Raw genomic sequence first — 14347 nt, 5'->3', positions numbered from 1 at the left:
ACTCCGTCAAGCTCCGACCCCAATTCCCTCCGTCTGTCTCATCGAAAGCAGTACCGGACCCGCGGCGACGATCACTCCGGCCAGCACGACCAGTCCCAGGCTCTTGTTCAATCCCACCGCTACCGCCAGCCATCCGATCAGCGGCGGCCCGGCGAGAAAGCCGAAGTACCCGATCGTCGACAACGCCGAGATCGCCGGTCCCGCGCCCATCCGCGTATTCCTTCCCGCCAGCGTCATGATCACCGGAATGATGTTCGCCACGCCCAGTCCCGTCAGCACCAGGCCGAACACCGCGAGACCCAGGGAGTGCGAGATCAGCGTGCAGCCAAAGCCAAATGCGATCAACGAACCGCTCCAGATCAGGATGGTCCGGTCTTCGAATCGTCCTATCAGCCAGTCGCCGAGAAAACGTGCCGCAGCCATGGCGATGGCGTACGTCGCATACCCTGCTGCCGCGACGGACAGGCTCGCGCCGATGTTCGATCGCAGGTAGACCGCCGCCCAGTCCCCGATCGCCCCCTCCGCAAACAGCCCGAAGAAGGCAATCAACGCCAGCCGCAGCAGCGCCGCATCCGGCAGAATGAACTTCGGCTTTACCTTGTGCGCCTTACGCTCCTCCGCAACCAGCAGGGGCAGCACAGCAAACACCGCAACTCCGAGAACCGAGGCACCCGTCGAGAGGTTGAAGGTGAGGGAGTTGCCATGCTTCAACAGCAGGCTCGAGACCCCGGCCCCCGTTAGGCCTCCAAGGCTCCAGCAGCCCTGCAGCAGGCTCATGCTCGAACGGCCAAAGTGGTGCTCCACGGCAATAGCCTGCGCGTTGACCGTAACGTCCAGTGCTCCCTTCGCGGCTCCGTACAGTCCGGCAAACAACATCAGCACGCCCAGGCTCGTCGCCTGCGCCAGGCAGGCCACCATCGCTACGTACAGCACGGCAACCACCCGGACGACGGTCCTGCTTCCGTACCGCTCAATCAGGTGACCGGTCAACGGCATCGTGATGATCGCGCCACCCACCAGGCTCAGCAGGACCTCGCTCAGCGCACCGTTTCCCAGGTGAAGATTCTGCTTGAAGACTGGTACATGGGCCGCCCACAGTCCGAACCCCGTTCCATCCACCAGGAAAAGCACCGCCAGCGCCCACTTGGGCCATTGAATCCGCATATCTCATTAGAACGTCCCTGCCCAGGCTGCGATGTTGAAATCTTCTTCCAGTCGCGTCTTCCTCTCGTAAGCTGCATGGCTTTCGAGCCGGATCGCTTGACGCCGCTGATAAAATAGATTCAATGAGGAACAGAAGGCCCGGCCATCCGGTCGGGTCTTTTTCCTTTAATCTGCTACCGTTCGGAGCGACCGAGGTCCGGACTTAACCTTCCTGCTTCGAAGACTTTGCACACTTTCGACGGGGAGGGGGGAGGCACTTGCCGTGTACCACAGAGATCACGTCCATCCGGGTAGAAGCCTGCTACGGGCGGCCCGCTTTGCCACGCTGGCAACATTTATTTTTCTAACTCCCCTGGGCTTCGCCCAGCTCCCGGCCGGAACGCGCGACGCCACCGCTCAGCCGGAGACTCAACAGGATCCGCTCCGTTCCCAGGCCGCCGATGCCCTCGCCCGCCAGGACTACGCGACCGCCGCCCGTCTGCTCTCGACCCTTGCCGAGAAGAATCCCAAAGACGCGCAGGTCCTCTATAACCTCGGCTCCGTTCAGGATTCGCTCAATCAGACCGCCGAGGCGGAAGCCAGCTATCGACGTGCCATCGCCGCCAGTCCTAATCTGCTTGAGCCGCACCTCGCCCTTGGCCTCCTCCTCGCTCGAAGCGGTAAACCCGCCGAGGCTCACACCGAGCTCGCCGCCGCTGCCGCCATTCCCAAAGGCGATCCCGCCCTCCGCGCCCGCGCCTACCGAGCCATGGCCCGGCTCGACCAATCTGGAAATCCTTCAGGAGCAAGCGAAGAGCTTCTGGCCGCTCTTAAACTCTCTCCCGAGACTCCTGACGACATCCTCCTGACCGGTGAACTGGCTCAGGCAAATAACGATCCCGCCGGAGCTGAGTCCTCCTTCCGCCGCGTCCTCGCCACCGACCCCAGCAACGCCGAGGCGACGGCAGCGCTCGTTCACCTCTATCTGGAGCAGAGAAAGCTGGATCAGGCGGAATCGCTGCTGACGGCAGCCCTGCAGAAGCATCCTGACGATCCGGCTCTCAACTCGCAGCTCGCCAGCCTTTACGAGTCGCAGAACAAAGCCGACAAAGCACTTCCGATCGTTGAAAAGCTTCACACTGCCAATCCGAACGACTCCGCCGTCGCTCGCCTGCTGGCGCGGCTCTACGTTCGCGACCACCAGTACGACAAAGCGCTGCCAATCTATGTGGCGCTCTCCGCGGCGTCGCCGGGCGATCCCACGCTGCTCGACGATCAGGCCGATACCCTCATCCGGATGCGCCGCGCCGCGGACGCGGAACCTCTTCTGAAGCGCGCCGTTGCCGACCCCAACGCCTTTCCCTCCCCAGAGGCCTACGGGATCGCTGCCAGCCATCTGGCCTTTGCCGCCGCCAATAATAATGATCCCGCCACCGTCTTGCATGCTCTCGAACTTCGTGCTAAAGTTCTGCCACCTTCGACGTCGACAATATTCTTAGCGGCGACGGCGCACGACAAACTTCACCAGGTCAAAGAAGCATCTGACCTGTACAAACAGTTCCTCGCGGCAGCAAAGGGCCAGTTTCCAGACGAAGAATGGGAGGCGAAGCACCGGCTGGCAGCCTTGGAACATACCAGGTAGCAGCGAACGAGTAACTACAACAGAACGGACGTCGACTCCATGGAATTCTGAAGCCCGACGCCTCTATAACGAGGTGGGTTATGCGGATCATCCTTCGGTCTTTTGCTCTTCTTCTCTTTCTGGTCTTCGCCTGCGTCTCCTCCCGCGCGGCAGACAAATCCGCCATGCTGGACGAACAGCAGTTGCTTCAGCTCGAGCAGAAAGCCGAGCAGGCGAATCCTCGCGACCAGTGCTTCCTCTACACTGAGCTTGTCTCCGCGATGACAAACCTCGCCGGGCAGCAGATGCGAGACGGCGAACCTGACCGCGCTTACGCCACCCTGCAGAAGGTAGCCAAGTACGCGCAGCGCATCCAGTTCAGCCTCACCCGTGATGCCAAGCGCCTGAAGAACGCCGAAAAGATGATGCACGACACGACCTTCCGGCTGAATCAATATGTACACAGCGCCTCGTATGAAGATCAGCCAACGCTTCAGGCCACACTGAAGCAACTCAATCAGGTGCAGACGCAGCTCCTGACCCAGGTCTTCAGTCACTGACGTTCTGGCTACAATCAACCAGCATGTGGCGTTTCCATTCACGCATCGCCTTCTCTCTGCTCGCACTCGCTCTCGTGGCGCCCTGTGCCTTCCCGCAGCGCAACGAAGCCACCCTCTCCGAAGGCGAGATCGAGCAGCTGCGCGACTCCGCCTACATCGCCAACGATCGCGTTCTGGTCTTCATCAAGCTCATCGATACACGCGTCAAGGCTCTCCAGGACATGTACGCGAAACCTCGGCGCCCCGGACGCGAGCAGGACACGCACGACCTGATGGAACAGTTCTCGTCTCTCGCCAACGAGCTGAGCGACAATCTCGATGACTATAGCGAGCGCCATCGCGACATCCGCAAAGCTCTCCCCAAGCTGGTCGATGCCATCGAGCGCTGGGGAACAGCCATCAAGACGCCACCTAACAACGAGGCCTACAAGGTCTCCCGCACCATTGCTCTTGAATCACTGCAGGATCTGCATCAACAGGCGGACGAGATGATCCCGGAGCAGAAGGCTTGGTTCGCCGCTCATCCTCCTGCGAAGAAAGAGAGTCCGGCCGATGCCGACATGGCACCACGTTGATCCCGCTCCACGCTGATTCGACGCCATACTGATTCGGGCCGCGCGGCCCCTAGATCGGCTTGCCCGTCATTCTGCTGCTACCCTAAACAACAGACAATGACAAGTTCCTCTTCTGACCCGATTCGCGTCGGCCTCATCGGCTATGGTTATGCTGGCAAAACCTTTCATGCACCTCTGATCCACGCGGTCGACGGCCTCGATCTCGCCGTTATCGGCTCCAGCCGTCCTGAGCGCGTCGTCGTCGACTTCCCGCAGGTCGAAGTCCTCTCCGCGATGGAGACTGCGACGCATCCCGATCTGGACCTGATCGTGATCGCGACTCCGAACGACAGTCACTTCCCTCTCGCCGCGGCTGCCATCCAAGCAGGCAAACACGTTGTCATCGATAAGCCTTTCACCCTCAATCTGGCTGAAGCCCGCGAGCTCGTCACGCTGGCGCGGCAGCACGATTGCCTCCTGTCCGTCTTTCAGAATCGCCGCTGGGAGAGCGATGTCCTCGCCGCGAAATCCATCCTCGAGTCCGGCGTCCTCGGTCAGATCACTCACTTCGAAGCCCACATGGACCGTTTTCGCCCGCTCGTCCGACAGCGCTGGCGCGAAGATCCTGGCGCCGGCGCTGGTCTGTGGTTTGATCTCGGCCCCCATCTCATCGACCTGACGCTGCACCTCTTTGGTCTTCCCGACGCCGTCCTCGCGACGCTGGCTACATTGCGTCCGGGAGGAAAGACGGACGACTGGGCGCACGTCCAGCTCATCTATCCGACCCTCCGCGTCATCCTCAACGCTACCCTGCTCTCCTCCGGAGGAATCCCGCGGACGCTGCTGCACGGCACCCGGGGTAGCTGGGCGAAGTACGGTCTCGATGTTCAGGAGAAGCAGCTGATCGAAGGCACCCTCCTGCCCGGCACGAAAGGTTTCGGCGATGATCCCGACCCAGGGATTCTCTTCGACGGAGCTAGCGGAACCCGAACGGAGATTCCCGTGCCGCCCGCCGACCAGATCGGTTACTACATCGGTGTACGCGATGCGATTCGCGGCGATGTGCCGTTGCCGGTCTCTCCCGAGTCGGCCATTGCGGTCATGGCGGTTCTGGAGACGACGTTTGCCTCGAGCGAACAGGGACGGATTCTCCCGCTCCCTCTTACTGCCGAGGAACGCCGAGCCTATGAAGAGCGCGAAGGACGACATAAAGGCGAGGCCGAAAAACAGCGTAACCCGTCATGGTCCTGACCTTGCGGATCACCGCCTGCCACTCTGCGCCATGTTAATCTGGAGCTATCGTGTCGTCCGTGCTCGCGCCAATCTTTGAGGAGCAGTACCGTGCTCTCCGTCCACGTGCGCCGATCCCTGCGTTCGACATCCGTTTCCGGCGGTTTACCTCCCTGAATACGACGATCCGGCTAAGGGAAGGCCGACTCCACGTCCGGCTCTCCGATCTGCTTGAGCATGCACCGGAGACGGTCCACCACGCCATCGCGCACATCCTGCTTGCCAAGCTTTATCGAAAACCGATCGCCGCATCCCACGCAGATCGCTACCGCCGTCATGTCTCCTCTGAAGCCGTCTCGCGCCAAGCCGAGCACATCCGGCAGACTCGCGGGCGCAAGCGAATCCTTACTCCCGTAGGGCATCACTTCGATCTCAACGAAGTCTTCGATTCCCTCAACACCCGTTTTTTCCACGGCCTGCTGGGCCGCCCTGTCCTGACCTGGAGCGCTCATCATGCTCGCCGCATGCTGGGCCACTACGACGCGGCGCACAACACCATCATGGTCAGCCGGGTCTTCGACCGGCCCGATACACCTCGCTGCGCCATCGAATATCTGCTCTATCACGAGATGCTTCACCTCAAACACCCCGTTCGCGTCAAGGGTGGGCGCCGCTGCGTTCACTCCCGCGAGTTTCAGGCAGAGGAGCGCCTCTTCCCTCATCTTGAAGAGGCAAAGGTATACCTGCGGCAGCTGTAAGTTTCCTACTGCTAGCAATTTCCGGCCGTGTTCTCACGGCTCCGTGGTAGCATCCTCCCCATCCAAGTTTCCTGCTTAACAGGCGAGCCGGATAACCGTCCGAGATCCCTGATATGGGCCCCGCTGCAGACCATGCACTGAAATCCCATCTCGAGAGGTATCTTCGATGCCCATGTACAAACGTGCAGCCGCCGAGTTCTTTGGAACCTTCTGGCTGGTCTTCGGGGGTTGCGGCAGCGCCGTTCTCGCCGCATCCTTCCCTCAACTCGGCATCGGCTTCGCCGGTGTAGCTCTTGCCTTTGGGCTTACCGTACTGACCATGGCCTTCGCCATCGGCCATATCTCGGGCTGCCATCTCAATCCTGCGGTCTCAATCGGTCTGGTTGCAGGCAGGCGCTTCCCCGCAAACGAACTGCCGGCGTATATCGTTGCCCAGGTAGCTGGTGCAGTCATTGCCTCGGGTGTGCTTTACCTGATCGCCAGCGGAAAGCCCGAGTTCTCCCTTGCCGGAGGTTTTGCTTCAAACGGCTACGGTCTCCATTCGCCGGGCGGCTATTCCCTGATGGCATGCTTCGTGGCAGAGGTCGTTCTGACGGCCTTCTTCCTCCTCGTGATCCTGGGATCAACCGATGAGCGGGCTCCCAAAGGATTTGCCCCCATCTCCATCGGGCTCTGCCTTACCCTGATCCACCTCATCAGCATCCCGGTCACGAATACCTCAGTGAATCCGGCTCGGTCTACCGGCCCTGCGCTGTTCGTAGGAGGATGGGCGATCGGACAACTTTGGCTCTTCTGGGTGGCACCGATCCTGGGAGCCATACTGGGCGGCCTCATCTCGAACTTCTTCTTCGCCGCTCCGCAACCGCCTATCCGCGAAGAGCTCTCTCGCTGAATGCAAAAAGGGTCTGCCAGCGTTTTCCTATCCTGGCAGACCCTCTTCGCTTTCGTAGTCTAGACGACGCTGTCCTGCGAAATCGCCGGATCCCACTGCACATTCTTTGCGCGCGCCACAACCACCAGGGCAGCACCGGCCAGGATCGATCCCAGCGCCGCCACCTGGGCATTACTCATTCCCCAATACAGCCGGGGATTGATTCTCACGAACTCCACCAGGAAGCGGCCGACCCCGCTCAGCACAAGGTATTCTCCCGTGATCACACTGACCGGCGGGCGGCTCTTTGCGCGGCGCCAGAGCCACCACGCCAGCGCCAGCGAGTAGAGCAACTCGTACACCGGCGTCGGCTGGACGAGATCGGACGTCGGCACAAGAGCATCCGCACGCATATGCACTCCCCACGGCAGCGTGGTCTTGATGCCGTAGTCGCCATCTCCCGATAGCAGACAGCCGATTCTCCCAACTCCGTATCCGATAGCCGCCGCCGGCGCCGCTAGGTCCAGCATGCGTAAAGCTCCAACCGGTCTGCCCAAAGTGCCTTCGACGGAACGGAACCGCGCCGAGCGCCCCATCCACATGAGCATCAGGATGCCAGCGACCATGCCGCCGAACCAGGCGAAGCCAGCCTGAAACCAGTGCAGAAACCCGACAACCACGTCCAGCGGATGCTTCCATCCTGGAGCCGCAATCCTTGCCATCGCCATCTGCAACGTCGCTGGATCCTGCAGCTCGTGCCACAGCTTTGCTCCGGCTACACCAGCAATCACGACGAAGGCCACGATGTTCAGGGCATCGGCTTCAACCCCGTTGCGGACGAAGTTCTTATGCAGCACAATCGTCGCCACCACGGCAGCCAGCCACAACAACAGCCCGAACGTACCCAGGTGCACCGGGCCAAAATCGATATAGGGAAACATAGTCCTCGCTTCTCTTCCAGTGTATCGCCCTGGCTTCTCATCCACCGGCTTGTCCCTCGCTTCACACTTGGTTTGCGGGCCCGCTTCGCGTACCTTTTTCATATGCCCAGTAGCACACCCGCACCTACATCCAACTTCCCCGCACCAGAAACCATGGAGGTTCTCCTCTCCAAAGAGCAGATCGCCGCACGCACACGCGAGATTGGCGCTCAGATTTCGGCCGAATACGAGGGTCAGTCCATTGTCCTGATCGGAGTTCTCAAAGGCGCAGCCATCTTTCTCGCCGATCTTGCCCGCGCCATCCAGGTCGACAACACCTTCGACTTCGTCGCGGTCTCCAGCTATGGCCGGGCTCGTGTCTCCTCCGGAGCCGTCAAGCTGATCAAGGATATCGATAATCCCATCGAAGGCAAGCACGTCATCCTGGTCGAAGACATCCTCGACACCGGACTTACGCTCAGCTTTCTTCGCCAGATGATGCTGCAGCACAAGCCCGCATCTCTGAAGATCGCTACCTGCCTCGACAAGCCGGACCGTCGTCTCGTTCCCATCGAGGCCGACTACGTGGCCTTCAAGATTCCTAACAAGTTCGTCATCGGCTATGGCATGGACTACGCGGAGCGTTACCGCGGCGTCGAAGATATTCGCCTCTTCCCCGACGACGCTGGTCACTGAGCGTCACGAGCAGCCTCGCGCAGCTTCGCCCGTTCGTAGAAGTTCTCAACAGAGACTGAAGGCGAGGCGGGGTGAACCAAAACAAAGAGGAAGCCCTTTCTGATACGGGCTTCCTCTTTTGTTTATTGCCTGCCTGGCGAAGAACTCATCCACGTGCGCCAAGCTATAAAACGTCCGGCAACACTATTTGCTGAGGCTGGGAGCGGTGCGAGGTGCTGCCCCTTCTGTGGGGACATTGTCCTGCATCGCCTGGTACGAGACGATGGTCTTAAGTGTCTCGTACGGCAGATTCGGGCTGAGGGGGAGCAGGCGTCCGTTGATGGCGAGCATCGGGGTCTGCTCTACGCCGACATCCTGACCGAGCTTGACGGAGGCCTCGACCTCCTTCTTTGCCTCGTCGGTAGCGGCACAGGCGTCGATCGCCGCAGGATCAAGGCCGGCCTTGGTCACTGCATCTTTCAGGGTCTGATCGCCCGTCGCCGGGGTGAGCGCTGCCTGCTTCTCATAGACATCCGCCGCGTAGGGGAAGAAGGCGTCGTTCTTCTGCTTGGTGATGCAGTAGCCGTAGGCTGCCGCCTTGAAGGCGTAGGGATGAAGGTCGGCTATGGGGAAGCTCTGGAAGACGACATGAGCGTTGGGAAAGTCCTGGATGAGGCGATCCATGGTGGCCTGAGCCTCTTTGCAGTGCGGGCACTGTAGATCTGCGAATTCGACCAGCATCAGGTCTTTTCCTGCGGCTCCGCGGTGGGCTCCGTCGGCACGATCCTGGAGCTGTTTGCGTGCGTCCGCGAAGGGCGTAGCACCGAAGGCGATGATTCCGGAGGCATCTGCGATGGCATGCTTGCCGTCAGGAGTGACGAAGAAGGACGCGGTCGCGACCTTGGCATTGGGTCGCTTGTCGGAGACGAAGACCACAACCTTGCTGACGCCGGGCGCCTGCGTGGTCTGGATGGCCTCTACTCTCCAAATACGAGCTGGATCATAGCCCCAGAGCGCTTTGAGGAAGGCATCGACAGTCGCAACCGTCGGCGTGGTTGCGGTGAAGAACTTCTGGTTTACGGGTGGAAACGGGTCAGGATGGCTGGAGGGATCGAGCGTCTCCAGCTGCAGCGGCCGCCGTGCCGCGCTGGAAGGTTGAGCGGGAGTCTGCTGCCCTGGGGCTGCTGCCTGCGGAGCGGCGGGCGCGGGGGCGGGAGATGCTGGCGCCTGCGCCGAGGCAAAGATGGTAGCGCCGAGGACGGGAGCCAGTACGGTCGATAGGATGAGGGCTTTCTTCAAAATCAGGAACCTTTCTATACTTCTGGATCTCTGGCCGTGCACGGCCGTGGGTGATTTTAGACCTGAACCTTGACGGCGATCGGAAACCTGCGTCCGGTACCGAAGGATTTTTGCGTGACTTTCAGGACTGGGGCCGCCTGCTGGCGCTTGTACTCGCTCTGTTCGACGAGTTTGAGGACTGAACGTACCAAAGCAGGATCGACATTCTGTTCGCGGGCAATCTGTTCGGCAGAGCAAAACTTCTCAACGTAAGCGACAAGGATAGGATCGAGCACCTCATAGGGAGGCAGGGAGTCAGTATCCTGCTGGCCGGGGCGGAGTTCGGCTGAAGGTGGTTTTTCAATCGTGTTCTGCGGAATGACCTCCCCGGAACGATTGGCATAATGAGCGAGCTGGTAGACCCGCGTCTTATAGACATCGCCTATGACGGCCAGCGCGCCCACCATGTCGCCGTAGAGCGTGCAGTAGCCCACCGACATTTCGCTCTTGTTTCCGGTCGTCAACACCAGAGCTCCAAATTTGTTGGAGACCGCCATCAACAGGGTGCCCCGGATGCGGGACTGCAGGTTCTCCTCGGCGAGGCCGAACGCAGTTCCTGCAAAGAGTGGCTCCAGCACTTTCTGGAACTGGCCGAAGATATCGTGAATCGGGAGAAGTTCGAAACGAACTCCGAGGTTGCGCGCCAGCTTGCGTGCATCTTCAATGGAGCCAAGCGAGGAGTATTCGCTGGGCATTCCGATGCCGATTACATTTTCAGCTCCCAGTGCCTCGACGGCGACAGCAGCAACGAGAGCGGAGTCGATGCCTCCGCTAAGGCCCACAAGCACCTTGCTGAAACCGCACTTGCGAACATAATCGCGGGTCCCGAGGACAAGCGCCTGCCAGACTTCGGCGATTTCATCACAGGGATCGCGCGCGACCTCCACCGTTGCCGGAACGTCAGTGATCACAAGATCTTCCGCGAAACAGGCCGCCCGCGCAACTACCTTTCCTGATGGATCGAGAAGAAGTGAGGAGCCATCGAAGACCAGACCGTCGTTTCCACCGACCTGGTTGACGAGAAGAACGAAAGCGCGATGTCGCTGAGCGATCGCTGCGAGCATGCGCTGGCGAACGGCCGGTTTCCCCTCGCAGAACGGGGACGCAGAGATGTTGAGAATGAGCCGGGGATACTGATCGAGTCTTGTAGCGTCAGCCTGCCATTGCTGCATGAGCGCGTTGACGGGATCGACGGGATAAAGCTGCCGCGGCCAGAAGTCTTTATCGTTCCAGGCATCTTCGCAGATGGTGATGGCGACAGGCTGTCCAGCAACGGTTGCGAGGGACTGCGAAGTTGCAGGCTCGAAGTAGCGTTGCTCGTCGAAGACATCGTAGAAGGGCAGCAACATCTTCTGTTGAACGAAGCTTGTCTTGCCCTCTGAGAGCAATACCGCGACATTGGAGACGCGCTTCCCTACCTGCGAGGCAGCATGCATGACGGAACCGACCAGGAGCGCGGGCCGTCCGGCGGCAGAGGTCCAGGTGGCGATCTCATGTACCGCCTGAACGGCGCGTTCAACGAAGGCATTTTTTTCGAGGAAGTCCGCTGGAGGATATCCGCAGACCGAGAGCTCAGGGAAGACTACGAGTTCAGCCCCTTGCTCCTCGGCCCGCGCTGCAAACTCCAGAATCTTTTTCGTGTTTCCGGTGAAATCTCCCACCGTGGGATTGATCTGCGCCAGAGCTATCTTCACAGCTCTAGTCTAACGCCTTTTGGAGCGGTCTATGGAGACCACGCCCTAGCTGCCGGTTCCGGCGAAGACCACGCCGAGCGTGCGGGCGAGGATCTTCATATCGAGCCACAGACTCCAGTTATCGACGTAAGCCGTGTCGAGAGAGATATAGCTGTCAAACGAGGGATCCTGCCGGGCCTCGACCTGCCACAGACCCGTGATACCGGGGAGTACCTCAAGGCGGCGCAGGTGATCGAGGTCATACTGCTCGACCTCGCGAGCGATAGGAGGGCGAGGACCGACGAGGCTCATATCTCCGCGCAGCACGTTGTAGAACTGCGGAAGCTCGTCGAGCGAGTACTTGCGCAGGCGCCGACCGACACGGGTGATGCGAGGGTCGTTCGAGATCTTGAAGAGCACGCTGTCGCGCTCGTTCATATGTGCAAGCTTCTCTTTCAGCTTGTCCGCATTTTGCACCATGGTGCGGAACTTGTAGCAGGAGAAGGTACGGCCCTTACGGCCGATGCGATGCGCGCGGTAGAAGATCGGCCCTTCGGAGTCCATACGCACCGCAATAGCGATGGCGAGCATGACAGGCGAAAGAATCGCAAGAGCGATCGACGAAACGGTGATGTCGAGCACACGCTTGAGAAGAAAGGCGCCGATCGGGAATTCGCGACGATGAAGCGGGATCGTCGGGAACTGGCCGACGTATTCCACGGAAGCGTTCCAGGCCAGACCATCGTACAGATCAGGGACAACACGAACGTCGATGCCGGCCTGACGCGCCTCCTCCACGATGCCGACGATCAGCTTCTTATCGCCAGGCACCGAGAAAAAGATCTCGTCGACGAAGAGCGAGCGTGCCAGCGAGAGGCAGTTGCGAACATCACCGATGACGTCTGCATCGCCAAGTTCAGCCTCCCGCTCGGTGAGGGCAACGAAGCCTTTGAACCGGTACCCGAGGTGCTGAAGGGATACGAGGTGATTGCGAAGAGCGTGGCCGACGCGTCCGGCTCCTACGATCAGGACGTTGCGCGTCTCGAAGCCTGCAAGACTGCGGCGATAGAACCTGCGGCGCTGAATCATGCGTCTCACGCAGAGAAAGGCTGTCGAAAAGACAACCATCAACGTGACCACTGTGCGTGAAACACCGGCGCCGTTGGAAAGGTACAGCGTTCCGCAAAGGATGAGGCCCGCAGTCAAGGATGCCTGCACCGTCATGCGTTGCTCATGCAGACCGCTGCGGCTCTGGATAGGAGCGTACAGCCCGTAGGAGCGCGAAAAGAACATCAGGCACACCGCATACCACAGGAGGTAGAGCAGCAGTATGCTGGGTGGCACATGAAAACGATGGATGAGGACCCAGGAAGCGGAGACCTGTGATGGAATCGCTACATGGACCCGCAATGCAATCAGGCCTGCGACCAGAACGGTGACAAGGTCAAGAGATGCCCAGATAAGGCTGGTCATCGATGGTCGACGTATGAGCCCGGAGGTCGCTCGCTCTCGACTGCCTCCCCTGCTAGCTGATTTTCGGCCCGCTACAATTACTTGCTGCAAATAGTCTGGAGTCGCCATAGAAAAATTCACGCCTTAACCAGGTTTTCAGGCTTGGAAGGTTGGTGATGACGATCCAAATAAAGACGGGACGCCTTACCAACAAATATGTTAAGTAAGTCAATAGGTTTGACTCAAGGCTGATAAAGAAAGTTGTTCTGGAAATCTGTCAAATCTTCGACAGCAGGGGATAAGTCCCCTAATTTCTTCTCTTGCAGGGTTTAGATGTCCCTGTGTTGTTCAGGATACCCGGGAAGGTAAGTGCTCTGCAACATTCAGCCCTGATGCGGTTATATCCCACACCCACCGATCTCCCCATAACCCGATGGTGGCATTCCTTGCTGAGTTGTTCGAACATAAGATCGAAGATGGTCCGCTGACGGTCCAGATGCCTCTTATATTAACGAGGCATTACAAGTTCATCGAGCTCGAGAAACTCCCGCAGGATGGGATCGTCGCTCTTTTCCATCTCTTCCATCGTTCCGAAAAAATGCGCTTTTCCACCGTGAAGAAAGACGACACGGTCTGCAAGTTTCTTGGCGAAACGCATATCGTGCGTGACGACGATATTGGTGAGATGAAGCTGCTGTTTGAGCCGCTCGATAAGATCGCCCAACAGATGTCCCATCAGAGGATCAACCATCGTGGTGGGCTCGTCGTAGAGAATGGCCTCCGGCTGGGCCGCCAGTGCGCGTGCGATAGCTACAGAACGCTTCATTCCCGTGGAGAGATCGGACGGCAGCATGTCTTCCATACCGGCTACCCCCACCATCTCCAGCAGACCTTTCACAACCTGAAATATCTGCTCTTCTGAGAGCTCCCCCCGTTCGCGTAGGGGAAAGGCCACATTTTCGCCGACGGAAACGGAATCGAACAGAGCGCCGTTTTGAAACACCATGGTAACTTTGCGTCGAACCGCCTGCATCTGCTTCTCGCTGTAGCCTGTGATATCGTCGCCCGCCACCCGGATAATACCGCTATCAGGTTTATAAAAACCCATCAGCATCTGCAGGGAGACGGATTTTCCGACGCCGCTGCGACCCAGAATACACAGCGTCTCTCCGGGCAGAACACAGAAGCTGACGTTCTCGAGAACGACGAAGCCGCCGAAAGATTTTGAGACCTTCTCGAAGGAGATATAGGATCCCGGCTTATCACGGTGCTCAGGAACTGCTTCGGCAGCAGCCTCATTCTGCTGCGCCGCCTGCTCCATAAACTCCTCAACGGCAGGCGCGACCTCTGCCGAGACTTCGGAGATCAGTGGAGCATCCGATGCGGACGTGTCTTGCCGGTCATCGGAGACGTGCATGGAGCCTTCGGTGTCATCTTTCTGTACCGCTTCTTCCGCAGGCGACTTGTATGTCGGGTCCTGCGTGGCGCTACCGTTCGGCAGACTATGGGATGGTTCACCAGCCATTGGATTCCCTCTGAAAACTATTGTTGC

General features: G+C 59.4%; 13 protein-coding genes. 7 read left to right on the top strand and 6 right to left on the bottom strand.

Annotated elements, in window-relative coordinates:
• Positions 1-6: 6 nt before the first annotated feature.
• Positions 7-1164: an MFS transporter gene (locus JAO29_RS13880; RefSeq protein WP_334268828.1), complete on the bottom strand. Its 1158-nt coding sequence runs from the start codon at positions 1162-1164 to the stop codon at positions 7-9.
• A gap of 262 nt (positions 1165-1426) precedes the next feature.
• Between JAO29_RS13880 and JAO29_RS13875 the strand changes: the two genes are divergently transcribed.
• The 6 genes from JAO29_RS13875 (at position 1427) to aqpZ (ending at position 6758) form a co-directional block, all read left to right on the top strand.
• Positions 1427-2785 carry a tetratricopeptide repeat protein gene (locus JAO29_RS13875; protein WP_334268827.1) on the top strand — a complete coding sequence of 453 codons (1359 nt, stop codon included), beginning with the start codon at positions 1427-1429 and terminating at the stop codon, positions 2783-2785.
• A gap of 80 nt (positions 2786-2865) precedes the next feature.
• Positions 2866-3324: a hypothetical protein gene (locus JAO29_RS13870; RefSeq protein WP_334268826.1), complete on the top strand. Its 459-nt coding sequence runs from the start codon at positions 2866-2868 to the stop codon at positions 3322-3324.
• A 23-nt stretch (positions 3325-3347) separates the two neighbouring features.
• Positions 3348-3899, top strand: coding sequence for a hypothetical protein (locus tag JAO29_RS13865; RefSeq protein ID WP_334268825.1), 552 nt, complete (start codon positions 3348-3350; stop codon positions 3897-3899).
• 96 nt (positions 3900-3995) lie between these two features.
• Positions 3996-5129 (top strand): oxidoreductase, encoded by a 1134-nt coding sequence (locus JAO29_RS13860; RefSeq protein ID WP_334268824.1) that lies wholly within the window; start codon positions 3996-3998, stop codon positions 5127-5129.
• Positions 5130-5179: 50 nt separating this feature from the next.
• Entirely contained in the window at positions 5180-5866 is a 687-nt protein-coding gene (locus tag JAO29_RS13855) for a M48 family peptidase (protein WP_334268823.1), read from the top strand.
• Between the two features lie 166 nt (positions 5867-6032).
• The gene (gene aqpZ, locus JAO29_RS13850) at positions 6033-6758 is read left to right on the top strand and encodes an aquaporin Z (protein WP_334268822.1); all 726 of its coding nucleotides are present in this window, start codon (positions 6033-6035) and stop codon (positions 6756-6758) included.
• Positions 6759-6817: 59 nt separating this feature from the next.
• On the opposite strand, the gene JAO29_RS13845 is transcribed toward aqpZ, so the two are convergent.
• Positions 6818-7678: a prolipoprotein diacylglyceryl transferase gene (locus JAO29_RS13845; protein ID WP_334268821.1), complete on the bottom strand. Its 861-nt coding sequence runs from the start codon at positions 7676-7678 to the stop codon at positions 6818-6820.
• Between the two features lie 153 nt (positions 7679-7831).
• Here JAO29_RS13845 and hpt point away from each other — a divergent pair, with 153 nt between their 5' ends.
• A complete protein-coding gene (gene hpt / locus JAO29_RS13840) occupies positions 7832-8353 on the top strand; it encodes a hypoxanthine phosphoribosyltransferase (protein ID WP_334268820.1) in 522 nt (173 codons plus the stop codon).
• Positions 8354-8536: 183 nt separating this feature from the next.
• Here the strand turns inward: hpt and JAO29_RS13835 are convergent, their stop codons facing one another.
• The 4 genes from JAO29_RS13835 to JAO29_RS13820 form a co-directional block, all read right to left on the bottom strand.
• A complete protein-coding gene (locus tag JAO29_RS13835) occupies positions 8537-9631 on the bottom strand; it encodes a DsbA family protein (protein ID WP_334268819.1) in 1095 nt (364 codons plus the stop codon).
• 56 nt (positions 9632-9687) lie between these two features.
• A complete protein-coding gene (locus JAO29_RS13830) occupies positions 9688-11364 on the bottom strand; it encodes an NAD+ synthase (RefSeq protein WP_334268818.1) in 1677 nt (558 codons plus the stop codon).
• 45 nt (positions 11365-11409) lie between these two features.
• A complete protein-coding gene (locus JAO29_RS13825) occupies positions 11410-12816 on the bottom strand; it encodes a sugar transferase (protein ID WP_334268817.1) in 1407 nt (468 codons plus the stop codon).
• Positions 12817-13303: 487 nt separating this feature from the next.
• Positions 13304-14212 carry an ABC transporter ATP-binding protein gene (locus tag JAO29_RS13820; protein ID WP_334268884.1) on the bottom strand — a complete coding sequence of 303 codons (909 nt, stop codon included), beginning with the start codon at positions 14210-14212 and terminating at the stop codon, positions 13304-13306.
• Positions 14213-14347 lie beyond the last annotated feature (135 nt).

Origin of the sequence: Edaphobacter sp. HDX4, from assembly GCF_036877565.1 — a bacterium.
Classification (GTDB): domain Bacteria; phylum Acidobacteriota; class Terriglobia; order Terriglobales; family Acidobacteriaceae; genus Edaphobacter.
Note: the sequence above shows the minus strand (reverse complement) of the source record. Positions and strands in the feature narration are given on the sequence as shown.